At 71.8% G+C, this 24,957-nt stretch carries 24 protein-coding genes; 16 read left to right on the forward strand and 8 right to left on the reverse strand.

Annotated elements, in window-relative coordinates:
• Positions 1–102: 102 nt before the first annotated feature.
• The 3 genes from ACFXKZ_RS28625 to ACFXKZ_RS28635 all read left to right on the forward strand — a co-directional run bounded on the left by ACFXKZ_RS28625 (position 103) and on the right by ACFXKZ_RS28635 (position 7,027).
• Positions 103–5,235: an NACHT domain-containing protein gene (locus tag ACFXKZ_RS28625; protein ID WP_380003931.1), complete on the forward strand. Its 5,133-nt coding sequence runs from the start codon at positions 103–105 to the stop codon at positions 5,233–5,235.
• A gap of 48 nt (positions 5,236–5,283) precedes the next feature.
• A complete protein-coding gene (locus ACFXKZ_RS28630) occupies positions 5,284–5,793 on the forward strand; it encodes a DinB family protein (protein ID WP_380003932.1) in 510 nt (169 codons plus the stop codon).
• Between the two features lie 208 nt (positions 5,794–6,001).
• Positions 6,002–7,027, forward strand: a complete 1,026-nt coding sequence (locus tag ACFXKZ_RS28635) for a helix-turn-helix domain-containing protein (protein ID WP_380003933.1) — start codon at positions 6,002–6,004, stop codon at positions 7,025–7,027.
• Here ACFXKZ_RS28635 and ACFXKZ_RS28640 read toward each other — a convergent pair.
• The 3 genes from ACFXKZ_RS28640 to ACFXKZ_RS28650 form a co-directional block, all read right to left on the reverse strand.
• The gene (locus ACFXKZ_RS28640) at positions 7,014–7,562 is read right to left on the reverse strand and encodes a GNAT family N-acetyltransferase (RefSeq protein WP_380003934.1); all 549 of its coding nucleotides are present in this window, start codon (positions 7,560–7,562) and stop codon (positions 7,014–7,016) included. The genes ACFXKZ_RS28635 and ACFXKZ_RS28640 overlap by 14 nt on opposite strands.
• A 117-nt stretch (positions 7,563–7,679) precedes the next feature.
• Positions 7,680–8,435 (reverse strand): class I SAM-dependent methyltransferase, encoded by a 756-nt coding sequence (locus ACFXKZ_RS28645; protein WP_380003935.1) that lies wholly within the window; start codon positions 8,433–8,435, stop codon positions 7,680–7,682.
• 28 nt (positions 8,436–8,463) lie between these two features.
• Positions 8,464–9,270, reverse strand: coding sequence for a hypothetical protein (locus ACFXKZ_RS28650; RefSeq protein WP_380003936.1), 807 nt, complete (start codon positions 9,268–9,270; stop codon positions 8,464–8,466).
• A gap of 319 nt (positions 9,271–9,589) precedes the next feature.
• Here ACFXKZ_RS28650 and ACFXKZ_RS28655 point away from each other — a divergent pair, with 319 nt between their 5' ends.
• Positions 9,590–10,594 carry an acetylxylan esterase gene (locus ACFXKZ_RS28655; protein ID WP_380003938.1) on the forward strand — a complete coding sequence of 335 codons (1,005 nt, stop codon included), beginning with the start codon at positions 9,590–9,592 and terminating at the stop codon, positions 10,592–10,594.
• Here ACFXKZ_RS28655 and ACFXKZ_RS28660 read toward each other — a convergent pair.
• Both ACFXKZ_RS28660 and pip read right to left on the reverse strand, forming a co-directional pair.
• Positions 10,575–11,063 (reverse strand): GNAT family N-acetyltransferase, encoded by a 489-nt coding sequence (locus ACFXKZ_RS28660; protein ID WP_380003939.1) that lies wholly within the window; start codon positions 11,061–11,063, stop codon positions 10,575–10,577. The genes ACFXKZ_RS28655 and ACFXKZ_RS28660 overlap by 20 nt on opposite strands.
• A 67-nt stretch (positions 11,064–11,130) precedes the next feature.
• Positions 11,131–12,087: a prolyl aminopeptidase gene (pip, locus tag ACFXKZ_RS28665; protein ID WP_380003940.1), complete on the reverse strand. Its 957-nt coding sequence runs from the start codon at positions 12,085–12,087 to the stop codon at positions 11,131–11,133.
• 73 nt (positions 12,088–12,160) lie between these two features.
• Here pip and ACFXKZ_RS28670 point away from each other — a divergent pair, with 73 nt between their 5' ends.
• Complete coding sequence (locus ACFXKZ_RS28670) at positions 12,161–12,733, forward strand: MarR family winged helix-turn-helix transcriptional regulator (RefSeq protein ID WP_380003941.1); 573 nt, start codon at positions 12,161–12,163, stop codon at positions 12,731–12,733.
• On the opposite strand, the gene ACFXKZ_RS28675 is transcribed toward ACFXKZ_RS28670, so the two are convergent.
• The gene (locus ACFXKZ_RS28675) at positions 12,702–13,592 is read right to left on the reverse strand and encodes a hypothetical protein (protein WP_380003942.1); all 891 of its coding nucleotides are present in this window, start codon (positions 13,590–13,592) and stop codon (positions 12,702–12,704) included. The genes ACFXKZ_RS28670 and ACFXKZ_RS28675 overlap by 32 nt on opposite strands.
• 201 nt (positions 13,593–13,793) lie before the next feature.
• Between ACFXKZ_RS28675 and ACFXKZ_RS28680 the strand changes: the two genes are divergently transcribed.
• Together ACFXKZ_RS28680 and ACFXKZ_RS28685 are read left to right on the forward strand one after the other, a co-directional pair.
• Complete coding sequence (locus tag ACFXKZ_RS28680) at positions 13,794–14,225, forward strand: hypothetical protein (protein WP_380003943.1); 432 nt, start codon at positions 13,794–13,796, stop codon at positions 14,223–14,225.
• A gap of 64 nt (positions 14,226–14,289) precedes the next feature.
• Positions 14,290–14,724: an ankyrin repeat domain-containing protein gene (locus ACFXKZ_RS28685; protein WP_380003944.1), complete on the forward strand. Its 435-nt coding sequence runs from the start codon at positions 14,290–14,292 to the stop codon at positions 14,722–14,724.
• Between the two features lie 18 nt (positions 14,725–14,742).
• Here ACFXKZ_RS28685 and ACFXKZ_RS28690 read toward each other — a convergent pair whose 3' ends face one another.
• Positions 14,743–15,651 (reverse strand): Gfo/Idh/MocA family protein, encoded by a 909-nt coding sequence (locus ACFXKZ_RS28690; protein WP_380003945.1) that lies wholly within the window; start codon positions 15,649–15,651, stop codon positions 14,743–14,745.
• 43 nt (positions 15,652–15,694) lie between these two features.
• Positions 15,695–16,036 (reverse strand): hypothetical protein, encoded by a 342-nt coding sequence (locus ACFXKZ_RS28695; RefSeq protein ID WP_380003946.1) that lies wholly within the window; start codon positions 16,034–16,036, stop codon positions 15,695–15,697.
• 428 nt (positions 16,037–16,464) lie between these two features.
• Here ACFXKZ_RS28695 and ACFXKZ_RS28700 point away from each other — a divergent pair, with 428 nt between their 5' ends.
• The 9 genes from ACFXKZ_RS28700 to ACFXKZ_RS28740 all read left to right on the forward strand — a co-directional run bounded on the left by ACFXKZ_RS28700 (position 16,465) and on the right by ACFXKZ_RS28740 (position 24,848).
• A complete protein-coding gene (locus ACFXKZ_RS28700; RefSeq protein WP_380003947.1) occupies positions 16,465–17,484 on the forward strand; it encodes an ACP S-malonyltransferase in 1,020 nt (339 codons plus the stop codon).
• Positions 17,485–17,521: 37 nt separating this feature from the next.
• A complete protein-coding gene (locus tag ACFXKZ_RS28705) occupies positions 17,522–19,288 on the forward strand; it encodes a SpoIIE family protein phosphatase (protein ID WP_380003948.1) in 1,767 nt (588 codons plus the stop codon).
• A gap of 161 nt (positions 19,289–19,449) precedes the next feature.
• Positions 19,450–19,920, forward strand: a complete 471-nt coding sequence (locus ACFXKZ_RS28710; protein ID WP_380003949.1) for a hypothetical protein — start codon at positions 19,450–19,452, stop codon at positions 19,918–19,920.
• A gap of 3 nt (positions 19,921–19,923) precedes the next feature.
• Positions 19,924–20,649 (forward strand): class F sortase, encoded by a 726-nt coding sequence (locus ACFXKZ_RS28715; protein WP_380003950.1) that lies wholly within the window; start codon positions 19,924–19,926, stop codon positions 20,647–20,649.
• Positions 20,650–20,851: 202 nt separating this feature from the next.
• Positions 20,852–21,013, forward strand: coding sequence for a hypothetical protein (locus ACFXKZ_RS28720; protein ID WP_380003951.1), 162 nt, complete (start codon positions 20,852–20,854; stop codon positions 21,011–21,013).
• Positions 21,014–21,320: 307 nt separating this feature from the next.
• Positions 21,321–21,839: a MauE/DoxX family redox-associated membrane protein gene (locus ACFXKZ_RS28725; RefSeq protein ID WP_380003952.1), complete on the forward strand. Its 519-nt coding sequence runs from the start codon at positions 21,321–21,323 to the stop codon at positions 21,837–21,839.
• Positions 21,839–22,363, forward strand: coding sequence for a peroxiredoxin family protein (locus tag ACFXKZ_RS28730; protein WP_380003953.1), 525 nt, complete (start codon positions 21,839–21,841; stop codon positions 22,361–22,363). Before ACFXKZ_RS28725 ends, ACFXKZ_RS28730 begins: the two co-directional genes overlap by 1 nt.
• Positions 22,360–24,180: an ABC transporter ATP-binding protein gene (locus ACFXKZ_RS28735; protein ID WP_380003954.1), complete on the forward strand. Its 1,821-nt coding sequence runs from the start codon at positions 22,360–22,362 to the stop codon at positions 24,178–24,180. Before ACFXKZ_RS28730 ends, ACFXKZ_RS28735 begins: the two co-directional genes overlap by 4 nt.
• Positions 24,177–24,848: a S26 family signal peptidase gene (locus ACFXKZ_RS28740; protein WP_380003955.1), complete on the forward strand. Its 672-nt coding sequence runs from the start codon at positions 24,177–24,179 to the stop codon at positions 24,846–24,848. The genes ACFXKZ_RS28735 and ACFXKZ_RS28740 overlap by 4 nt, the downstream gene beginning before the upstream one ends.
• Positions 24,849–24,957: the final 109 nt, after the last annotated feature.

Here is a 24,957-nt window from a genome sequence, read left to right on the forward strand (position 1 = left end):
CCCCACCCGTCGAGTCCACCCATTAGGCTGAACCACCCGGCCGGACGAGGGGGATGGATGCACGTGCCGAGCCACGACCCGCCGTCCCGGGCCCGTTCGGACATGAGCACCGCACCGCACGACCCCCGGGGATCCCGGGTGGTCCTGGTCGGCGCACACACCTTCGAACACCTGACCCCGCTGCCGGCCGTGGCCCGAAATCTTTCCCGACTACGGGAGTTGCTGACCGACCCGGCAGTGTGGGGCCTGCCCGCCGAGAACTGTGTCGTGATCGAGCAGCCGGACCACCGCGACCTGGTCCTGGACGCGCTCACCGACGCCACGGCTGCCGCGACCGACCTGGTCCTGCTGTACTACGCGGGCCACGGCCTGGTCTCCCCGGACAGCGAGGACCTGCTGCTGTCCCTCCCTCGCTGCCGCCCCGAACGTCCCTACACGGCACTGCCGTTCCAGGAAATCCGGGACGTGCTGCGCTCGGCCCGCCGGGTCCCCGCCAAAGCGGTACTCCTGGACTGCTGCTTCGCCGGCCGGGCCCTGGCGGGGGCGATGGGGCCGGACGACGCGCGGCTGACGGAGCTGTCCCGGGTGGAGGGCAGTTACGTCCTGGCCGCCGCCGCCGCGACCCGGCAGGCGATCGCCCCGGTGGGCGGGCAATACACGGCCTTCACCGGGCAGTTGATCGACGTCCTCGAACACGGCATCCCGGGTGGCCCGAAGACCCTCGACCTGGCCACGGTGCACGCCCACCTGCACCGGATCCTGCCCGAACTGGGCTTCCCCCGGCCCCGACAGCGCAACGAGGACCAGGGCGCCCGGATCGTACTGGGTTGGAACCGCCACCCATCGGCCGCCGACGCCGCGCCCCGACTGCCGCCCCATCTGCGGGACTTGCTGCACGCGCAGACCATCGCCGCGCGCAACTTCACCTACCGCCTCTACGACGCGCCACTCGACGGACTCGCCACCGTCTACGTCCGGCAACAGGCCCGCAGCGCCCCGACCGCACCCACCCGGCAACCCTTCGACCGCATGCGGGACCCCCGCCGGAACCCGCGCGAAGAGGAGCACCACCAACGGCATTTCGTATCGACCGAGCCGAGCGGACCCGCGATCGCCCCCGCCCGAGCCGCCGAGGACACGCTCGGACTGCACCGCCACGTCCTGATCACCGGCGGCGCGGGCCAGGGCAAGTCCACTCTGAGCCTGCAACTGGCCGCGTCCCTGGCCCTGGCCTACGAGTCGGGCGAGGCCCAAGGCCCGGACGGTGAACGACTGTTGCCCCTGCGCGTCACGGCCGGACGCCTGGCCGCCGAGCGCAGCGCGCTGATCCCACGCCTGGTCCGGATCCTCTCCGCCGAACTGGCGCCACACCTCGACTACGGCCTCCCGGACGACCTGCTCGACCACCTGCCCGAGAACACCACGTGCCTGCTGATCGTCGACGGCCTGGACGAGATCACCGACCCGGAGCGACGGCGCGGCCTGGTCGCCGAGTTGGCCGGCCGGGTCCGCAACCCCGACGGCCGTTTCCGACTGCTGATCACCACCAGGCCGCTGCCCAACGACGAACTGGCCCCGCTCCAACACGCGGCGACCGGGACCTACACGCTGGAGCCGTTCGACCGCGAGCAGTTGCGCGAGTTCGCCCACCGCTGGTTCCGCGACCACCCCGACGGACCGACCCTGGCGGCCGGCTTCCTGCGGCAAACCGAGGCCGCCGGTGTCCGCGACCTGGTCCGCGTACCACTGCTGGCGACGGTGGCGGCGCTCGTCTACCGCAAGCACCCGACAACACCGCTGCCGAGCAACCGATTCACCCTCTACTGCGACTACTTCACCCTCCTGACCGACGCGCATCTGGAGGAGATGCACGAGCAACAACAAACCGTGCTGCAGCGCTGGACACTGCGCCCCGCTGTACACCGAGCCGGCGTGGCATTCCTGTTCGACCATCGACCCGAACTCGTCGAACACCTGGCCGTCACGGTGGTCACCGACCCGACGGCCGGCACCCGCCCCCTCCTCGACCTGGCCCTGGACTGGCTCGACGAACACGACTGTCGGGCCACCCGCCGAGGCGTCCCGGAATGGCCCAGGCTGGTCGCCTCCGTACTCGGCACGGTCGGCGTCTTCACCCACCACCACGACTTCCTGCGCTTCACCCACTACAGCTTCGCCGAACACCTGGCCGCCGACGTCCGAGCCGACCGACTGCCGCCCCACTTCGACCCGGCGGCCCCGGACTGGACCCACGTGGTGCACCGAGCCGTCCACGGCGACCTGTTCGCCCACGCGATCCTGGCCCACCACGCCCACCGCTACGGCACAGGCGACGCGATCCTGGACTGGCTGGGCCGCGGCACCGGCGACTTCGCGGCGCTCGCCGGCGAACTCCTGGCCCGGGGTGTCCCGGCGGCGAGCAGGCACACCGAGTCGTTCGCGGCGAATCTGATGTTGACGTTGACCCGGGACTCCACCGATGGACAGGTGGAACGCGCGGCCTGCGACGCCGCCGCGTTGGTCACGGAGCCCGTAGTCCGCCGAACGCTGCTCGACTTCTTGGAAAGCTGCTACCAGAGGGACGACGTACGTATCCAACTCGCCCAGTCCCTGGCCACCCATGACGCCGGCCTCGCGGTCGAAATCCTACGCGGTGTACTCGACCGGGAGAACGTCCACCTGAACACCCGCATCGCGGCCATGCGCACGCTGGCCGGCTGCGGTCCCGAACATGTCGCCGAGGCCACCGGCGCTCTTCGAGCCGCCCTCGCCTCGGCAGACGCGGACCCATACCAGTTGGTCGAGGCCGCCATGGCGTTGGCCGCGCTTGGCCCGGATTGCACCAACACGGCTGTCGATGCGCTGCGAACCGTCCTTGCCGCCCCCCTCGCACTGGTCGACGACCGTACGCGGGCGGCACGCACACTGGCCGAAATCGCGCCGACACATAAGACGGAAGCCGTGAACGTGTTGCGTACGGCGCAGAACGATCCGAATATCTCGCTCCATTATCGCCTCTCGGCAGCGGCACGACTGGCCGAACTCGGTTCCGCCTACACAGAGGAGGCCGCAGGTCTCTTCCGTGTCCTCATGGACGCACCCGACGGCAGCATGTTTGTACGCAAGGAAGCCATACTGGCGCTGGCTGCTCTCGGGCCGGGCCACACCGCGGAGGCGACACGACTGCTACGAGCACATCTCGCGGCGGGGAACGCGGGCGCCCCCTTCACCGACGAGATGGCACTTGCGTTGGCAAAACTCGTCCCCGCCCACTCGGACGAGAGCATCGACGCCCTTCGCCGAGTTCTGGCAGCCCCCACGACTCAAGCATGGCAAAGCTGTGATCTCGCGGGTTCGTTGGCCCGATTGGATGCGAACCGACGTCCCGAGGCCGCCGATTTCCTCCGCGCCATGCTCGCCGCGCCGACGTCCGACGCGACCCGTCGGACCCTTGCCGCCAGTGCGTTGGGGCAGTTGAGTCCCGACCATGTATCGGAGGCGGCGACGCTGTTGCAGGCGATGATCGACGCCGCCGATCTCACGTCACACCAAAGCACACGGGCAGCGGATGCCCTGATCGACCTCGGACCCACATGGCTGCCGCCGGCCATTCGAGGACTACGCGAGGTCCTGACGGCACCCGATGCCGACTCTTGGGCACTGGTGGAAGCGGCTCGGTCCCTGACGCTCCTGGGCGCGGTCCACTTACCCGAGGCAGTCGATGTATTGGATCGACTGTTCGACGACCCCGATATCCCCAGCCTTCTGCGCAACTACATCATCCAGACCGTGAACGTCGTGCCCGAGCATCTCGAGGCCAAGAGGATCGGGCTCCGAAGAATGCTGCACGATCCCGATACGTCGTTCCGGATTCGACCCGAAACGGCGCGAACTCTGCACAACGCCGGAGGCAGCACCACCGAGGTGATAGACGCCCTCCGGGCCGTCCTGTACGCACCCGATGCAGTCGCCGAGGACCGCCGCCGCGCCGCGCAGATCCTGAGCACTCGCGGACGGCCCTACACAAGGGAAGCCGCGACCGCACTCCGGGACCTGCTTTCGGCTCCCGACGCCGATGCGCGATCATGTGCCCGGGCCGCCGACGATCTGCTCCGTTGGCACCGGAACAACACGGCCGTGGCCGTGAACACATTGCGCGCGCTGGCCACTTGCCCCACGGCACGACCGATCGATCGGGCGCACGCCACCCAATACCTCGCTTCTCTCGGCCAAGGCTATGTCACAGAGGCCACGGGCATCGGGCGAGCCGTCCTGACGATGCCCGGTCTACCTGCGAAGTCCCTTATCGCCGTAGCCGAGATCTGCGCGGGGATCGGCCCGACCTGCGCAGCCGACGCGGTCTCGGTAATCCAGGCCATCCTCCGGGACACCGCGTCCAGACCCTCCCTACACCGGGTGGCCGCCGTTGCCCTCGCCGACTTGGGTGACGGCTACCTCCACGAAGCCTCCGACGCGCTCTGGAGCATCGTCACCACACCCGACATCGACACAACCGAGCGATGCCGGGCGGCCGGGGCTCTCCGCGTGGTCGGCACCGCCTGCGTAGACGATCTGGCCCAGACCCTCCGCACCATCCTCATCGACCCCTCCACCGCCCCCCTCGCCCGAACCCTCGCCGCTCACACGCTCGGCCGGCTCGGCCGCGGCTACGTCCACGAAGGCGCCGACCACCTCCGGGCCATCCTCGCCGCGCCCGATCTCCCCCCGTCCGCACGGGCCAAGGCGGCGGCGAAACTCGCCGATCTCGGACAGGGCTTCAAGGCCGAGGGCATCGCCGCGCTCCGACAACTGCTCACCTCCACCGACACCCACCTCGATGACCAGGTCACAGTGGCCCGCAGGCTGTTCACACTGAGCCACCGATCCCTCCCCGACGTCGCCGCCACCCTCCGCGCCGTCCTCGCCGCTCCCGACACCACCCCCTACACCCGCACCCGCGCAGCCCGCCTGCTCGGCAGCCTCAGCCCCCGCTTCCTCGACGAAGCGGCCGAACACCTGCGCCGCATCCCGGCCGCCCCCGCCACACCCCCGGTCGCCACCCGCCGAGCCGCGGCCGCCCTGGGCATGCTCAGCCCACGCTTCCGCCCCGAAGCCGCCGCGATCCTCCGCGCCCTCCCCGCCGGCGACCTCACGGTCTCGACCTCCTACGCCCGCCGGGCCGTCGCCCGCGTCCTTCGCGACTTCGGTCAGGGGTTCGAGCTGCCGGCCTGCTAGAAAGCAGGTCCACCCGATCGCCCACGCGGAGCGAAAGCGAGCACACCCATGGCCACCGACCAGCGCCCCACCCCACCCGTGACCGGCAACGAGCGCGAGATGATGCGGGCCTTCCTCGACTTCCACCGGGCCACGCTCGCGATGAAGTGCGAAGGACTCTCCGACGAGGAGCTACGCCGGCGGTCGATGCCGCCGTCGACGCTCTCCCTCCTCGGACTGGTCCGGCACATGGCCGAGGTGGAGCGCACCTGGTTCCGGCGGGTGATCAACGCGGAGGACATCCCGCTCGTGTGGTCCGACGAAGGCGACTTCCAGGTGGCCTACGACGCGAGCGCGTCGACCCGCTCGGAGGCGTTCGCCGCGTGGGAAGCCGAGGTGGCCCACTCGCGGCGGATCGAGGCCGAGGCGGAGTCCCTGGACGTCATCGGCCACAACGCCAGGTGGGACCAGGACGTGTCGCTGCGCCTGGTCATGCTGCACCTGATGCACGAGTACGCCCGCCACAACGGCCACGCCGACTTTCTCCGCGAGGGCATCGACGGCACCGTCGGCGCCTGACCCGCTCCCACCCCGCCCCCGCCCCCGTCCCCGTCCCACCCCCTCCTCACCGCGACCGCCGTCCCGAAATTCGAGACGGCGGTCGCGCTTTTCGCACCTGTGGTATCCCACCCCCCTGCCGTCGGGGGACACTTCACGTCGACATGGGGACCGAGGACGACAGATCCCGAATCCCCATTGCGGCCGACCGTCCGGATATGCTCCGGCAGTGATCGAGTACACGCTTTCCTCGCATGCGGCACGCGTGGTGCGAGACGCTGCCCTGGAGGCCGGGGTGGCGCTGAGCGAACTCGCGCATCTGCCGGGCTTCGAACCGGAGACGCTGGCGAACCCGTTGTTGCGGGTGCCCACCGCCAGCGTGGTCCGGACCTGGGAGCTGGCCGTCGCCACCGGCCCGCCCGACGTCGCCATCCGGGCCGCGGAGAGCGCCACGCAGGGTCGGCTGCACGTGTGGGACTACCTGTTCACCTCCGCCGGCTCGTTCGCCGACGGCTGCCGCGACGCCGCGCGCTACGTGTCGACGATGTCCGACCCGGTGGTCGAGATGACCGTGGTCGAGGACGATCGACGCCTCACCGTCACCTACGGCATCGCCAACTACTCGCCGGCGGCGGTCACCGCGATCGACGAATTCGCGATGGCGATCATGCTCAAGCGGGCGCGCGACGCCCGGGGCCCGGGCGTGGTACCCGTACACGTCGCCCTCGCGCACGAGGCCCCGAAGAACCACCGGCATCTGATCGAGGCATTCGGCACCCGCGCCATCGACTTCGGTGCCCGAACGAACTCGATGACGTTCCTCGACATGGACGCCGAACGCCCCCGCCCGACCGGTCCCGGCGACGACGAACTCGGGCTGATCCTGCGCCGATACGCGGACAACCTGCTGGAAAACGCCCGCCCGGCGGCCGGGTGGCACGGCAGGTTCCGATCGGTATTGGCCGGCTCCCTCGGCGGCGAGGAACTCAGCCTGGAGATGGTCGCCCACCGGATGGCGATGAGCCCGCGCACCCTCCAGCGCCGGCTGAGCGAGCTGGAGACCACCTGGCGGGACGAGATCGAATCGGTGCGGCACGAGCACGCCGCAACGCTGCTGCGCGATACGGAGCTACCGGTCCAGTCGATAGCCGGGCGGCTGGGCTACACCGACGCCCGCGCCCTGCGCCGCGCCTTCCAACGCTGGACCGGCCAGACCCCCGACGCCTACCGGAGAACCGCCGTCACGGGCGCCTGACCCGCGCCGGGGCATCGGCCGCCGGCTCCGCCCCGTCGGCGCCCGGCGACCACTCGATCGCGTAGTGCTTGAGCCCGGCCCCCTCCTTGACCAGCCGCATCCCCACCGCCGCCATCACGCGCTGCGACGCGACGTTGTCGTGCGCGGTGTCCCCGATGACCCGGGTCACGCCCGCGGCTCGGGCGAAGCGCAGCAGTTCACGCAGGGCCTCGGTGGCATAGCCGCGCCCCCGGACCGCCTCGATCAGGCCGTAGCCGATCGTGACCGTGCCGCTTTCGTCCGGCGCGCCGTGGAAGCCGATACCACCGACCGCCATGCCGTCCTCCCGACGGCGGATCTCGTAGTTGCCGAAGGCCCCCGGATCCCCGACGGTCGCGCAGGTTCGCAGAAACCGGCCACCCCCGGCCACGTCCCCGGCCGTCGGATAGCCGACCTCCCATCGGTCGTCGGCGGCCGGCTCACCCGCCACCACCCGCTCCGTCTCGGCGACGGTCAACGGGTGCAGTACGAGTCGTGCGGTTTCGAGATCTCCCATGGGAGCCTGGAGTATCACGGCCGAAGGCCGCCCCGCATCCGATTTCCACCCGCGCCGACCTGCGAGAACACCCACCGACGCACGCCCACCGACTCCGCCCCCGCCCCCGCCCCCGCGTCAGTCCTTGCGCGCCGCCAGGACCTGTAGGCCCCGCGCGCCCATGCGGTTGTGCTCGACCGTCAGCCCGACGTCCCGGCAGCGCTCGGCGAGCCAGGTCGGGGCGATCCGCAACTTCGGGTAACTGCCGACGTGCTGGGTCCAGCCGGTGCCGTCGTGGACGTGCAGCAGATCGTGAACCAGAACCGTGTCGTCGTCCGGGTATTCGAGAAAGCAGGTGAACACCCGATCGTCCGTGCTCCGTATCGGGATGAACCGGTCGATTCCATGCAGGGTTTCGGTCAGGTCGCGGTACGTGACGACGAGGCGACCCCCGGTGGCGAGGGCCTGGGCGATCTCGGCGAGCAGCGCGCTCACGTCGTCCTTCGTCGACAGGTGGGTGAGCGTGTCGCCCATGCACACCACGGCCGTGACCTCGCCGGGCGCGGTCAACTCGGGCAACACCTTGCGGATGTCCCCATACACCGGCTCGATCGCGGGCAAATCGGCCGCGTGTTCGACCAGTTCGGCCAGCAGGATGCGGCTGGTGTCGACCGCCAGGACCCGACGGAAGCCGAGACCGGCCAGGGCCAGGCTCTGGTTGCCGGGCCCACAGCCCAGATCCACGGCCAACGCGGACGTCGCCGTCGGGGCGACGCCCAGTCCGGTCAGCAACTCGCCCTGCCCGGCGGCGATCGGTGCCAGGTCCCCACCCAGCGTCCAGGTGTAGTTGGCGGCCAGGATTCGCTCGTAGTGTTCGGCGGCGGCGCGGGTCATCCACGGACTCCTGTCGAAGGTGTGACGCCTACGCCGTCGCGACCATGGCCGCGCGCGTGGGCGCGACCCAGCCATCGCACGCAGGAAGAATCAGAAGCGACTCGAACGCCCGTCCCGAACCCCAACCGGCCGACTCCGGCGCGGACGCCGTGGGCACGAAGGCGGGAGCGGACAGCAGAGCGGACACCACATCCGACGCGGAGCGGGAGGCCGACGCGGACGCGGGGGCAGGCACGAACACCGACTGCAGGGGCCCGAACACGGGCGCGGCCACCGGCGCGGCGGCGAGCCCGGTCGCGGACTCGCCCGCGGCGGCACCGGCACCCACAGGCACACCGGCCTCCGCCGCCGCGCCGCCGACCCGCACCTCCACCGCCGTCGCCGTCTCCGCTCCGGCCCCGATCCCCGTCTCCACCTCCGCCGCGTTCGACCGCGCCCGAACCCGAACAACGAAGCGCAGGAAGAGGAACCGAGCGATCCCGGCGATCCCGGAAGCCGTCAGATAGACCGCCTGCTCCTTGATCACGCCGGGCGAAGACTGCATCGCGTGCAGCGCGAGCATCGCGCCGGTGGTGAACAGGTAGCACACCAGCGCGGACAGCGCGGCCTGGACGTGCAGTCGGCCCCGCGCCCGACCCGCGCCGAAGGTGAACCGGCTGTGCAACTCGGTCGCCAGGAGCGTGAAGACCACGGTCACCAGGGCGTTGGAGACGGCTATGGAGAGGTGCCCGGTGAGGGCCACGAGCGCGGCGCTCGACGCGAGTCCGGTGCCACCGCCGCAGACGACGAAGCGCACGAACGCGGCCACGGTCCCCGACTTCCCTGCGGCGCTCATGAGTCCCCTGGTTCCTCTTTGTCGACCGGTCGTCGTCTTCTACTCGACAAATCTAGAGGTCCGGAAGCACCGGTGAATCAGTCGTGTGTAGGTACTGCTGTTACTGCTTGGGGAGGACTCTCCCCTAGGGGTACTACTCCCGGCGACGCAGTGGGGGCGACAAAAGTACTGCCCGGAACCTACGTCCACGGCCCCCTACTCCTCAGGGAACACCCTTGGATCGGGCACCCGTTCGGTCGACGCCCCGCCCCGCATGATCACCACGATCCGCCGGCCTCGACAATGCCGATCAGAGCCGCCCCTCGGAGAGGAACCCGCCATGCCCCTGAGCGACCTGTCACTGCCGGAGTTGCAGCAGTTTCACCCGGAACGGTGCGAACCGGCCGACTTCGACGCCTTCTGGGCACGTACGCTCGACGAGGCCGACGTCCACCCCCTCGACCCGACGTTCACGCCAGAGGTCGGTCCGCTGACCGGAGTCGAGGTGTACGACGTCTCGTTCGCGGGGTACGGCGGCCAACGGGTGCACGGTTGGCTGGTACTGCCCGTGCGTCGGGACAAACCCCTGCCGTGTGTCGTGGAGTTCCCCGGATACGGCGGCGGCCGGGGCCTGCCGCACGAGCAACTGCTGTACGCCGTGGCCGGGTTCGCCCATCTCGTGATCGATGTACGCGGCCAGGGCGGCAGTTGGCGCGCCGGCGCCACCGGGGACGACGCGCCCGCGGGGGACGGCTCCACCCACCCGGGCTTTTTGACCCGGGGCGTCACCGACCCGGATCGGTACTACTACCGCCGCGTCACCGTCGACGCGGTCCGGGCGATCGCCGTCGCCCGCAGCCATCCGGCCGTCGACCCGACCCGGATCGCCGCGCTCGGCGCGAGCCAGGGCGGCGGCCTGGCCCTCACGGTCGCCGGACTGGTGCCCGATCTGACCGCGGTGGTGGCCGACGTACCGTTCCTGTGCCACTTCCGCCGCGGCGCGGAGATCGCCGCGACGGGTCCCTACGGCGAACTGGCCCGCTACCTCGCCGTACACCGGGACCGCGGCGACCGGGTGTTCCGCACCCTCGACTACTTCGACGCGGTCAACCACGGCGCCCGCGCGAGCGCCCCGGCGCGGTTCAGCGTGGCGCTGATGGACACCACGTGCCCGCCCTCCACGGTGTTCGCCGCCTACCACCACTATGCGGCGGACAAGCGCATGGAGGTGCATACGTTCAACGGCCACGAGGGCGGCGGCGCCTACCAGGACGGCCTGAACCTGACCTACCTGCGCGGCGCCTTCGGAATCGACCGACTCGAAGTCAGAGCGCCAAGTGCATGATGTGCAGCCCGACGTAGCCGTGTTTCGGGTGGTCGAACCCCTCCGGCAGGGTGCCGATCACCTCGAAGCCGAGGCTGCGATACAGCCGCACCGCGTGCTCGTTCGTCGCCACGACCGCGTTGAACTGCATCGCCCGGTAGCCCTGCGCCCGGGCCCACTCGATGCTGTACTCGCACAACGCCCGGCCGACCCCCCGCCCCGAGTGTGCGGGGTCGACCATGTAGCTCGCACTCGCGATGTGCGACCCGTTGCCCATGTGGTTGCGATTCATCTTCGCGGTGCCGAGCACCACTCCGGCCTCGTCCACCGCGACCACCGCGCGCGACGGCGGGGCCGGCAGCCACCACTCGCGGCCTTCGTCCATCCCCAAATCGAGCGGATAGGTGAACGTCTCCCCGGCCGCGACGATCTCATGGAAGAACGGCCAGATCGCCGCCCAGTCGTCGCTTCCCGCTTCCCTGATCAACATTCGCCCAGCATGCCGATCCCACCGCGGACCCGCCACCGCCTTTCGCGGTGGCCGGCTCGCGCGGGGGTCAGGTCGTGGCGAAGCGGTCGAGGGCGGACAGGATCGTGGCGCGCATTGTGTCGCTGCCCAGGTGGCCGGCGTCGTCGATGACCTCCAGCGTGGCATCCGGCCAGGCTCGGGACAGGTGCCAGGCGGTGTCGAGCGGGCTGCTCAGGTCGAGGCGGCCGTGAATCAGTACGCCCGGGATGCCGGCGAGGCGGCCGGCCTCGCGGATCAGGACACCTTCGGGCAACCACGCGCCGTGCGAGAAGTAGTGCGCGGCGATCCGGACCAGCGCCGTGCGGGCCGCCGGCGGCCGGCCGCCGTACGCGCCGGGCCGGCCGTTCGGTTCGCCCCCGACCACCGCGTCCTCCCACGCGCACCACTGCCGCACCGCGTGCTCGCGCACCACCGGATCCGGGTTCTCCACAAGGCGGGCATAGGCCGCGACCGGGTCGTCGCGCTCGGCCTCGGGCACCACGTCCCGAAAACGCTCCCACTCGGCGGGCAGGAAACGCCCGACCCCGCGATACAGCCAGTCGATCTCGACCCGACGGGTGGTGGTGACGGCCGGGATGACGATCTCGGACACCCGCTCGGGATGGCGCTGCGCGTACGCCAGGATCAGCGTCGACCCCCACGAGCCGCCGTACAACAACCAGCGTTCCACGCCCAGGTGTTCGCGCAGCCGCTCGATGTCGGCGAGCAGATGCTCGGTGGTGTTGAGCCGCATGTCGGTGTCCGGATCGCTCGCGTGCGGCGTGCTGCGCCCGCACCCGCGCTGGTCGAAGAGCACGACGCGGTAGCGACTCGGGTCGAACAGTTGCCGTACCCCCGTCGAACAGCCCGACCCCGGACCGCCGTGCACGACGAGCGCGGGCTTCCCGGCGGGGTCGCCGCAACTCTCCCAGTAGACGCGGTTGCCGTCCCCGACATCGAGCATCCCGTGCTCGTAGGGCTCGATCGGCGGATATCGAACGGTCACGGTGTTCCCTCGGTCGAAGAGGCGGGCGGGTAGAGGCCGACCCTAATACAACAGCGCTGTTATATTTACCGCCATGACCCCGCCACCCCCGACGCCGCCCGTCGGATCGACCCCCGGCCCGGAACTGCTCGGGACCAGGCTGCGGCACCTGCTCGACGTCCTCGACGCGGGTGTCGGCGCGGCCTACGCCGACCTCGGCCTGGCCGGATTCCGCCCGCGCTACACGCCCGTCGTCCGGGTCCTGACCGCGCACGGGCCCGCCTCGATCCGCGACCTGGCCGCCGCGATCGGCGTCACCCACTCGGCCGCGAGCCAGACCGTGGCGCACATGGCCAAGGCCGGTCTGGTCACCCTCTCCCCCGGCGCCGACGCCCGCCAACGCATCGTCACCGCCACCCCCGAGGCCGAACGCCTGCTGCCCGTCCTGGACGCCGAATGGACCGCCACCACCGCCGCGGCCCGCGCTCTGGAGGCGGAACTCCCGTACCCCCTCAGTCGGTTGATCGACGAGGCGCTGACCGCCCTGGACCGCCACCCGATGCGGGACCGGATCGCCGACGCCATGGCCGCGCGCGAGGAGCAGCCACGTCCACTCGCCCGGGAACCCGGACCCCTCAGCGCCCCGGCTCGAACGACTCGACCCTGAACCCCGCCGGCAACATGCCCGAGCCGATGGTCCCGGCCAGTTGCCGGGCATCCGCCTCCGTGTAGGTGCCGGAGATCACCGCGGCCCCCGGGATCGCGGATCGCACCGTCGGCGCGACCAGCACCCGACCGTCCCACACGATCGCGACCCGATTGGCGGGCACGTCGCGCCCGGCCGCATCGGCGGTGAGCGTGGTGAAGGCGGCCTGGCCCTTCTGCGTCCAGTCGAGCTGTATCTCCCAACCACCCGAGCCCTGGAGCGACGCCTTGGCCTCCGCCTTCGCCACATCGGTCCCGGTGATCACGGCGGGCGCCAACGTGAACTTCTCCGTCGCCTTGTCGTCGCACGCCACGAGCGGCGCGGCGGGATCGTCCACGCGCGGCACCGCCGGATCGCCGCACTCCGGCCCGCCCGAGGGCGCCGCCGTACCGCCCGGCCCGTTGGTCGCGGTCGGGTACGGCGTCACGTCCATCACGGCGCGCACGCTCAACTGTCCGGTGTGCACGATGGCCGCGAGTCGCTGCCGGGTGTCGTCCCCGGACGGCTTCACCGCGACCCGCACCACCAGCGCACCGTCCCGCACGGTCACCGACTTCACCGGCAGCCGCCCCGCGCTCGCCCGTTTGCGGACGGTCTCCGCCGACGCGGCCAACTGCCGCTCGTCCAGGGCTCGTTCCGGAACCAGCCGGGCCTCGGCGAAGTCCCGGCCGGATGCCTCGTCCACCGGCTTGGTGTGGTCGCCGTCCTTGAACTTCACCGGGTCGTCCGACGAGCACCCGGCCACCCCCAGCACGGCGGCGACGGCGACGGTGGCGACGAGGGACCGGGCAGCACGGCGATTACGCGTTGGCTGAATCACCCACCACACCATGCCGGCTCGCCGAGCCGGTCGGAAACGCCCCCGCCGCCCACGAACCCACGCCCGGGAGACCCCGCGGCCGGCCGATCCAGGGATGATCCCGACCGAAAAGGGCACCTGTCCCGGATGTGATGCCCGCCGGTCCGCCCGGTCCGCCCGGGGCGGACGGGTGCGGCCGAGTCGACGTGCGAGGAGACAACCGTGCTGGACAACCGCAACCTCCGTGAGCTGATCCGCCGGTGGCGGGCCACCCCGCAGAGCACCGTCGCGCTCTTCGCCGAGGCCGACGCCGCGATCCGGGCGACCCTCGCGACCAAGGAGCGGGTGTTGTACCCGGCGGTCCGCAACGCCGACGAGCAACGCGCCGGGTACATCGACGCCGCGATCGCGCAGGGTCGCCGGATCGAGGCGTTCCTCGACTCGGCCGCGCGAATCGGCCCGGAGGGCCCGGGTTTCCACGACGAGGCGCAGGACGCGGCGTCCGCGATGGACGGCCTCCTCCTGCACGAACAACGCGACCTGCGCCCCGCCCTGGACCACCTCTCCGAGAACGAGCAGAACCGCCTCGATCGCGACTACGAGCTCGCGTGGGTGGAAGAGAGCACCAGGGCCGCCGCCCGACACCGCGCCTAGCACCGACCCCGGCGACCCGGAAATGGTCGCCCTCGGTCGTGGTCGCCCCGCTACCCTCGCCGGCGTGAACAATCGCGAGCGCAAACGACTGTCGACACTGCTGGTGGCCGCCGCCGGACTGGGCCGGCTCGCGGCAACCGCCGCCGCGTTGCGGGCGGGCGCCGATCCGGGGCGGGCCGACCGGCACGGCACCACACCCCTGTACGCCGCCTCGGTGCACGGCGCCGCGGACGTGGTGGCGCTCCTGCTCCGGGCCGGCGCCGCGCCCGATACCGAGAGCGGACACGGCACCGAGGGCACCCCGTTGTGCGCGGCGGCCTGTTGGGGGCACACCGAGACCGTCCGCGAACTCCTCGCCCACGGCGCGGACCCCCGCCTGCGCGAGGACTACGGCACCGGACACACCCCGCTGCATTGGGCCGAGATCGGCTCCCACACGGACACGGCGGACGTGTTGCGGGCGGCGATCGCCCGAGCGGATCACAGCGCGACGGGGTGATGGGCGAGGACGGCGGGCTCAGGCGTTGTGCTTCTCCACCTCGGTGACCACCAGTTCGCACATCTCGTGGGTGCGCAGCACATCGTCGAGGTCGGGGAAGACGCCGGTGCGGACCGCCTCCGTGAAGGACAGCACGAGCTGCTCGATGCCGCGTTGCCGGGCGATCGGCGTCCAGTCGCCGCGCCGCCGGGCCGACGGCAGGCCGCGGTCGTGGTCGATGACGTCGGCCAGGTTGTACACCTCGCGCATCGTGTCCCGGCCGGAGACCTCCAGGATCTCCTCGTTCGATCCGCTGCGGAGGTTGAGCGTGCCGATCGCGCTGAACCCCGCGCCGGACAGGTGCAGGACGAAGTGTTGCGCCAGCCCGTCCACCACCCGCGCCCGCACGTCGACGTGCTCGATCGTGCCCGGCGCGAGAAAGCGCAGCGTGTCGACCACGTGGATCAGGTCGTCGAAGACGACGGTGCGCACCTCGCGCGCGGTGTCGACCCGGTTGCGCCGCACCACGATCAGATCGCGCGGCAAGTCCCGGCTCGCCGCGTAGGCCGGCACATGGCGACGGTTGAAGCCGACCATCAGGCCGACGCCGCGCTCGCGGGACAACTCCAGCAGGCGCGCGCTGTCGGCCAGGGTGTACGCCAGCGGCTTGTCCACGAACGTGGGCACGCCCGCCTCCAGCAACCGGGTCACCAGCGCCGGGTGCGCGGAGGTGGCGGCGTGGACGAAGGCCGCGTCCAGCCCCTCGGCGAGCAGCCCGTCGAGGTCGGCGTGGCAGTGCTCGGCGGGCACGCGGTACGCGGCGGCGATCCGGCGCAGCGTCTCGGGCGTACGGGTGTGCAGCCGCAGGTCGAGGTCCGGCAGCGTCGACAGGACGGGCAGGTAGGCCTTTTCCGCGATGTCGCCCAAACCGATGACGCCGACCCTCATCCGAACCCCTCGCATATGTGCGCCGCCGGGCCGGATGCCCGGGTCATGGCGTGGTCAGCATAGGGGTGCCCTCGGCCCGCGGGGCTCCCGGATCCACGCTCGCCGGCTCCGGCTCGTGTTCCGCGCGCAGGCCCGACGGTTCGGCGGCGGCGGTCGAGGTGTGTTGCACGGTGTGGACGTCGCCGCGGTGCACGATCTCGACGGCGGCGGAGTGCGCGGAGGGGTTGTGGCGGACCACGACGTGGTCCGCCACAACGTAGCGGTCGTCGCCGGTCACCACGACCGTGGTGCCGGCGTCGGGAGCCGGCGCGGCGGCGGCCGTGCATCCGGTGAGGGCGGCAGCGACGACGAGGCCGGCGGCGAGTGCCCGGCTGGGGGTGTTCACGTTCGGCCCAACGATCCGGGTGCGCGTGGGCGACGGGCGGGCGGCGCTCTCCACCCGAATCGGCGACCGGCTCACGGTCGGGTCCACCCGGATGGCATACGGCCGAACGGCCGACGCCGGCCGCCCGGGGCCGGCTCGGGGCCGGTCGGCCGGCGTGTGTGCGGCCCGGCCCGGGGGTGGTCGCGGCGTGGGGCGCGGTTGCGGGCATGGGCCGGCTCGACTCTCCTGGAACCCTGGGCCGTCTTCCATTCCCGACCCGCCGCCCACGGCCCCGTCCCCACCCGCCCGACCCGGACCGCGCCCGACCCGCGCGCCCGGGCTTCCGCCATGAGCGGGGGCGATCCGCGAGCCGCGCGGCGCAGCCGTCGCCGCGAGTCCCGCGAGTCGTCTCCTGGTGCCAGAGACCACCGAGCCAAGGGAGAGTCTCCGTGAGCGTGCCACGTACCGCGATCGTCATGCCCGGTGTTGGCTCCTATGTGCCGGGCGCGTTGCGCCGGCTCCAGGATCGCCCCGCCGTCCGCGACACCCTGGACGAGGTCGACGACGCGGTGGGCGACCGGGCCACCTTGCCGGCGTCGCGCCTGCTCGTCGATCCGCACGCGCCGGACGCGCACGAGTTGATGGATCGGCACGAGCTGGCCCTGCATCTGGCCATCTACGCGGGGGCACTGGCGGCGTTCCGGTTGTTGGAGGGCGACTTCGGGGTGCATCCCGACGTGCTGCTCGGGCACAGCCTGGGCGAGATGGCGGCGCTGGCCGCGGCCGGGGTGTTCACCGCGGGCGACGGAGCGCGGTTGTACCTGGCGCGGGCCGCGGCGTGCACGCTGTACACCTGCGATCCGGGTGGGCTGCTCACCCTGCGGTTGGCCCCGGGGCACACCCTGGAGCTGCTGTGTTCGGCGCAGTTGCCGGGGCTCGATCTGGCCTGTGACAACTCGGCGAAGCACACGGTCGTCTCCGGGCCGGACGAGTCGTTGGCGACGTTCGCCGCGCTGGCCGAGCGGCGGGCGGTGGCCTCGAAGCCGCTGACCGTGCGCACCCTGTTCCACAACCGGTTGCGCGAGTCGGCGGCGACCGAGTGGCGTCGCCTCGGTACCGATGTCGAGTTCCACCCTCCGCGCTATCCGGTGTTGTCGCCGCTGCTGGGGCGCGACTACGCCGACGAGCGGGAGTTGCGCGACGGCGTGGTCGGACAGTTGCGGCACCCGGTGCGCTATCGCAACGCGGTGACCACGTTGCGGGAGCGGGGGATCGAGCTGTTCGTGGAGACCGGGGCCCGGGACGTGCTGGGGGCGTTCGCGCGGGCCGCCGATCCGCGGGTGCGTACCGCGGTGCCGGTGGCGGCCGGCGCCGATTTCGCCGCCGTCGCGGGCACGCTGCGCGCGTACGGGTTGTCGCCTCTCGACCCGGCCGCGCTCGCGGGTCCGTCGGGGGTGCCCACGGGCTGAGCGCGGGTGACGGCGGCGGTGGCGAGGAGGGAGCGGCTTGCACAGGGATGTCGACCCGGCGGACGACGAGTTCGACGTGGGCGGACTGCTCGGCGCCGACTCGCGGTTGTCGGTGCGCGCTCGGCTGCGGCTGTTCCACCGGGTCCTGGCCGAGACCAAGGCGCCGATCGGCATCCTGGACCCGCGGTTGCGGCACGTGTACGTCAATCCGGCGATGTCCGCGATCGACGGTCGGCCCGCGAGCGAGCAGGTGGGGCGCTCCATCGCCGAGGGGTTTCCCGGCCTGGAGGTGCCCGAGGACCTGCTGCGCGCGGTACTGGCCGACGGGGTCGCGCGCGAGACCACGATCAGCGGCATCACCACGGTGCGCGGCCTGCCGCAAAAGCGCTGGTGGCATGCCGCGTATCACCGCCTCGACGACGAGGGCGGGGTGTTCGGCGTGGTCGGGATCCTGATGGAGACCACCCGGTCGCGGCGCACCCAACTGGCGCTGGATCAGGCGCACCGGCGGCTCGCGCTGCTCGATCGGGCCGCGCTGGAGATCGGCACCACCCTGGACACCGACACCACGTGCCGCGAACTGGCCGAGCTGCTGGTGCCGGTGCTCGCGGACGTGGTGGGTGTGGAACTCTTGGAGCCGGCCGACCCGGACCAGGACAGCGGTCGCTCGCGCCCGGCGCCGGACACCGTGCGGCTGCGCCGGGCCGCGTGGACGTCGATCCCTGAGCTGCGCCGGCTCGGCGCCGTACTGGGCCGGCCCGGCGAGCACATCGACTATCAGCCGGGCGCCGACGTGGCGCGCGTGGTGCGCACCGGCGCCACCGTGGTGGACAACCGGCCGCCCGACGACCGGTTGCGGACCACCGCGCCGGACGCGTCGCGGGTGGCGGTGTACCGCGAGGCGGGCCTGCACTCGGCGCTGATCGTGCCGTTGATCGCGCGCGGCGAGATCATCGGCTCCCTCAGCCTGATCCGGGCCGGCTCCTCGCCGCCGTTCACCGAGGACGACGTGGAGATGGCCCGCGACCTCGCGTACCGGGCGGCGACGTGTGTGGACAACGCGCGGCGCTACTCGCGCGAGCACGGTGTCGCGCTGGCCCTGCAGCGCGCGTTGTTGTCCCGGCCCAAGGTGCCGCACCCGGACGTGGAACTGGCCACCCGGTATCTGCCCGCCGGGCGCAGCGCGGAGGTGGGCGGGGACTGGTTCGACGCGATCGCGCTGCCGCGCGGGCGCACGCTGCTCGCGGTCGGCGACGTGATGGGGCACGGCGTGCAGGCGGCGGTGGACATGAGCCACTATCGGGCGCTGCTGCGGGTGTTGGCGGCCGGCGGCTTGGCGCCGGAGGAGATCCTGGCCCAGGCCGATCGGATGAGCCAGGAGGTGGAGTTGGATCGGGTGGCCACGTGTCTGCTGGTCCTGATCGACCCGCACGCGGGCATCTCCACGTTCGCCAACGCCGGACATCTGCCGCCGCTGCTGATCGCGCCGGACGGGGCGAGCCGGTTGTTGCGCCTGCCGACCGGTCCGCCGCTGGGCACCGGGTGCGGGGGTTATGCGTCGTACATCCGGCCGGACGTGGCCGGCGGGGTGCTGATCCTGTACACCGACGGCCTGGTGGAGCGTCGGGACGAGGACATCGACGCGTCGCTGGCCCGCCTGGCCTCGGTGCGGCTGGCGTCGGACGCGCCGTTGGAGTCGTTGGTGGACACGCTCCTGGACCGGCTGGTGGTGCCGCCCGTGGAGGACGACATCGCGGTGGTGGCGGCCCGGTTGTCGGAGGGCGGCTCGGTGCGGGAGCGGTAAACCCCCCGCCGGGCGCGTTCCACCCCCACGCTCGGCGTGATCCACCGTTCGGCGGCGAGCGGTGGCGGGCGATTCGGCGACTTTTTACGTTCCTTGTAGCGGAACTCCCCCTTGAGCCCGGTCTGTCGGGTTCGGGTTCCGGCTGCCCATTGGAGGACGAAATGCGCTGTGCCCGTCTCGCCGTCGTCGGCACGATCGTCGGTCTCACCGTATGCGGTTCCGCAGGCGCGGCATTCGCCGCCACGCCGATGCAGGCCGATTCCGGTCGCCCCGGCGACACCGTGTTGTTGTCGGACGACAAGCACTGCACCGCGAACACCGCGACCGCGACCTCGGAGGCGTTCACGTCCTCGGTCACTCTCACCCGTTCCGGCGACGAGGTCAAGGGTCAGGCGACCATCAAGGACGTGGCCACCGGCGACTACGAGGTCAAGGTGGTCTGCGGTGAGGGTCAGGAGTTGATCGGCAGCCTGCACGTGATGGGCGGCGCGCCCACCGCGCCGTCCACGGCCGGCTTCGGCGGCACCCAGGGGGCGGACCCGGCGCTGCTGGCGGTGGGTGGTCTGGCGCTCGCGGGCGCGGCCGGCACCGGCTTCGTCGCGCTGCGCCGTCGGGCCGCGAACCCCGCCTGACCGATGGCCCGTTCCGTACCCGAGGCACCCGAGGGCGCCGCGGATCGGCAGCACCGACGCAGTGGCCGCCGCCTGGTCTGGGCGGCGGCCACCGGCGCGCTGGCGATCTGCGGCACCGCTTTGTTGTCCGCCGGGTTCGACGCCGACCGGCCGCCGCCGCGCCCGCCCGCCGCGGCGGCCGTGCCGGTCACCGGGGCGGCTCCGGGGCCGGTGGGCGCGGGCGCGGGGCCGGTGGGCGCCGCCGAGGCACCCGCGCCCGCGCCGGAGGCGGCGCCGATGCGCGCGTCGTCGCCGACCCGGATCCGGATCCCGGCGCTGGGCATCTCGGCGCCGCTGGCGCGGGTCGGTCTGGACAAGGACGGCGGCATCGACGTGCCCGCGCAGGGCGAGCGCAACCTGGCCGGCTGGTACCAGGGCGGCGTCACGCCCGGGCAGAAGGGCACCGCGTCGATCGCCGGCCACGTGGACACCGCGGCCGGCCCGGCGGTCTTCTATCCGCTCGGCGCGCTCCCGCGCGGGTCCCGGATCGAGATCGATCGTGAGGACGGCAGCGTCGCGGCGTTCGAGGTGGACGGGGTCGAGGCGTTCGCCAAGGACGCGTTCCCCACCGCGCGGGTGTTCGGCGACGCGGCGCGGCCGGAATTGCGGCTGATCACCTGTGGTGGTGCGTACAGCAAGAAGAATCACTACTCCGGCAATGTCGTCGCTTTCGCCCACCTCGTCCCGTAAGAGCGTCGTATCCAGTCGTATCCATATGTCCGCGTGCGGGTAAACGAACCTGCCATTACCTGGCGGGAATTGGCCGACGGCCACACCGGGCGATGTCGATCATCGGCCGGCGCAATTTTGGGTCTTGCCAATAAAAAGGGGAACTGGAAATAATCCGATCACCCAATCCAAACGGCCCTACCCGGCCGGGAGAGGAGACGTCATGATGCGTCTCGCCGACCGCCTGCTCAACCGCATGACCCAAAAGGTCACCGTGGAAGCCGGTTGTTCGACCCGCTACTACTGCCAGAACGGGTACTACTACCTGCGCGTCTGCTGCCTCAACGAGGGCTGCCAGACCACGCTGATCGCCAAGGGATGCTGACAATCCACCGATGACCCCGTCGCGGGCGGGGCAGGCCCCCAACCCTCCCCGCCCGCGGCGACCCCAAGAAATCGCTCTCCATCGCTCTCGCGGCAACAGCTTTCCCCGGTGCAATTACTTCGCCTCGCAATAACGTACAACGGGATTACTGCCGTCAATTTCGGGACGCCGACCCACGAGGTCGGCGTCCCGCGGATCTCTCGACCACCGCTTCCGGCACGGAAGGACGAACGAGCCCACCCGACTCGACGGCGGGCCGCGATGATTTCGCGCGCGCTGTTTCCGTGCGCCATAAAAGGGGGTGCCCATGGGGTATGTATATGTGGGCTGCGCGTGTCTGGTCGGCCTGGTACTCGTCGTCTCGGCGGTCTCGAAGCTCCGGGATTTCGCGGGCTTCGTCGCGTCGGTGCCGCGACTGGTGCCGATGCCGATCGGGCGGGCCCGGCCGATCGCGCTCCTCGTGGTGGCCGCGGAGACGGCGGTGCCGATCCTGGTCGCGGTCCCGCCCCTGGGCGCACTCGGGTTCACGGTCGCGGCGGTGCTGCTGCTCGCCTTCACCGTCGCGATCGCCGGCGCCCTGCGGCGCGGCCGGCGCTCCTCGTGCCGCTGCTTCGGCACCTCCGACGCCCCGCTGGGCGCGCGCCACCTGGCCCGCAACGCGGTCCTGCTCGCCGCCGCCTGCGCCGGCGCCGCAGCCGCCATGCTGGGCGCCGCCGACTCCCCGCCGCTCGCCGGCGGCCTGATCGCGGGCGTGGCGGGCCTGGTCGGCGCACTCCTGATCATCACCCTCGACGACATCGTCGACCTGTTCGCGAGGACTGCCTGATGCCCTACCTGGTCGCCGCCGTGGTCTTGCTCGCCCTGATCACCGCGGTCAATCTGCTGCTCACCCTGGGCGTGATCCGGCGCCTGCGCGAACCATCGAGTCCGGCGCACGGCGGCCACGCACCCTCGGACCCACCCGCGCACGGGCTGCCCCTCGGCGCGCAGCCGGAAGTGTTCACCGCGACCACCACCGAGGGTGAGCAGGTCTGCGACTCCGATGTCTACGGCATGGTCGGGTTCTTCTCCGCACAGTGCGAGCCCTGCCACACCCTCGCGCCGCGGTTCGCCGAACAGGCCCGGGTCATGGGGCGAGAACGGGTGATCACGGTGATCGCGGGCGACGACCCGGAGTTGACAGCGATCCTCGCCCCGGTGGCCCGGGTGATCCGGGAGGACTACGACGGCGCCGTGCAGGCGGCCTTCCACAACAGTTGGACCCCCTCGCTGTACCTGCTCGGGCGGGATCGACGCGTGGTGGCCGCCGGCGGCCGGATGGCGGACCTGTTCAGCGAAGCCCCCGCGTGAGCGGACGGATATCCACCCGCGAGGCGGCCGGCGCCGCGCGGGTGGGGCTGGCGCTGATCCTGCGCGCCGCGCCCGGGCGGGCCCTCGCGTCGCTGGCGGCCACGATCGCTTCGGCGGGCCTGCCGATCGCCACCGCCTGGTCGACCAAGCTGGTCATCGACCGGTTGGCCGACCCGCACGACACGATCACCGCGCCGGTGCTCGCGCTCGCGGGCATCGGGCTCGCGGCGACCGTACTACCCGGGCTCGGCCGCTATCTGCACGCCCAGATCGGCCGGTCCACCGGCGTGCTGGCCACCGATCGGCTCTTCGGCGCGGCCGAACGCCAGGTGGGGCTGCGCCGGTTCGAGGATCCGGCGTTCCTGGACCGGCTGCGGCTGGCCAAGCAGAGCACCACCGACTTCGGCGGCCTCGTCGACGGCGCGGGCAGCACCCTGCAGGGCACGCTGACCCTGGTCGGCTTCATCGGCTCGTTGTTGATCCTCAGCCCCACCATGACCGCCCTGGTGCTGGCCGCGGGTGTGCCGGTGCTGATCGCCGAACTGCGGTTGTCCCGCATGCGGGCCGCGATGGTGTGGGACAACGAGCAGGTGCACCGCCGGGAGTTCTTCTACGGCGGGCTGCTGACGGGTGTTCAGGCAGCCACCGAGATCCGGCTGTTCGGGATCGGGCCGATGCTGCGGGCCCGGATGATGGGCGAACGGCGGCGCGCCAACGAGGCCGAACGGCGCATGGATCTGCGCGAGTTCGTCACCCAGGCGGCACTGGGCGCACTCGGCGCCGCGGTGGCCGGCGGCGGCCTGTGGTGGGCGGTGACGGCGGCCCACGACGGCAGGCTCACCGTCGGCGACGTGGTGATGTTCGTCGCCGCGCTGACCGGTATCCAAAACGCGCTGAACACCCTGGTCGCCTCGATCGCCGCCACCTACGGGCAACTGCTCGGCCTGACCCACTACGTCGCGGTGTCCCGGGCCGAACCCGACCTGGTCTCGGCGAGCGCCGCACCGACGGTGGTACCCGCGCCCGGGACGGGCATCGAGTTCCACGACGTCTGGTTCCGCTACAGCGAGGACCACCCCTGGGTGCTGAACGGGGTCGACCTGAGCCTTTCGCACGGCCGCGCGGTGGCCCTGGTCGGGCTCAACGGCGCGGGCAAGAGCACGCTGGTCAAGCTGATGTGCCGGATGTACGACCCGACCCGGGGCCGGATCACCTGGGACGGCGTGGACCTGCGCGATATCCCGCCCGCCGCGCTGCGCGAGCGGATCAGCGCGGTGTTCCAGGACCACATGAACTACGACATGAGCGCGGCGGAGAACATCGCGCTCGGCGACCCGGCGCACTCGGAGGACCGGGACCGGATCGTGGCCGCCGCGCAACGGGCGGGCATCCACGAGAAGTTGGCCGCCCTGCCGCGTGGCTACGACACGCTGCTGACCCGGATGTTCTTCAGCGAGGCGGACAAGGAGAACCCGGACACCGGTGTGGTGCTCTCCGGCGGCCAGTGGCAACGGCTGGCCCTGGCCCGGGCGTTCGTGCGCGTCGGGCGGGATCTGATGATCCTGGACGAGCCCAGTTCGGGGCTGGATCCGCAGGCCGAGCACGAGGTGCACACCCGGATGCGCGAGTACCGCGAGGGTCGCACCAGCCTGCTCATCTCGCACCGGCTCGGCGCGGTGCGCGACGCCGACGTGATCGTGGTGCTGGCGGCCGGTCGGATCGCCGAACAGGGCTCGCACGAGGAGTTGCTCGACCGCGAGGGGCACTACGCGAAACTCTTCCGGCTCCAGGCCGCGGGATATCAGGAGGCGAAGTGAGCGCACGGGTGCACGGACGTACGGTCGTGGCGGCCGGGACGGCGATCGGGGCGCTGGGCGGGGCGGCGCTGTTGTGGATGCGGCAGCGCTATCTGGTGGCCACGGTCGAGGGGTCCAGCATGGAGCCCACACTCGCGCCGGGCGATCGGCTCCTGGTGCGGCGCGGTGTCCGGGTCCGGGCCGGTCAGGTGGTGGTCGTCCTGGTGCCCAATCCGGCGACGCTGCCCGGACTGCCGCCCGAGCTGCTGGAGTTGACCCCGCAGGAGCTGGCCGCGCTGCCGATGCGGCCGGAGTTGGCCCCGCGACCGGCCGGACGGCTGATGATCAAGCGGGCGGTGGCGGTGGGCGGCGATCGGGTGCCCCGGGAGCGGTTCCCGGTACTGCGCGACGTGGCCGAGGAACGTGTGCCCGAGGGCGCGCTGGTCGTGCTGGGCGACAACACCGCCGCGAGTTGGGACTCGCGGGCGTACGGCTTCGTGCACCGCGATCAGGTCGTCGGCGTGGCGGTGCGCCGGATCGCGCCGCCGGGCGGCGCGGCACCTACCTCGCGCGAGGGGCTGGCGTGGACGGCGCCGGCGTACGAGGATGAAGGGGCGCGGGAATCGGACACGATGGACGGCGCGTGGCGCGGGATCGAACCCCGTTGGTTCGACGCGTACCGCGACTGATTGCCGCGGCTGTGCCACCGTGCGCGGATACGCCGATTTCGGCGAATGTTCAAGCACCGTTTCCCTCAACCTTTCGACCGTGGATCGCGACAGGATCTTGGGCGTCCCG

The sequence above is a fragment of the Embleya sp. NPDC059237 genome, from assembly GCF_042754105.1.
Classification (GTDB): domain Bacteria; phylum Actinomycetota; class Actinomycetes; order Streptomycetales; family Streptomycetaceae; genus Embleya.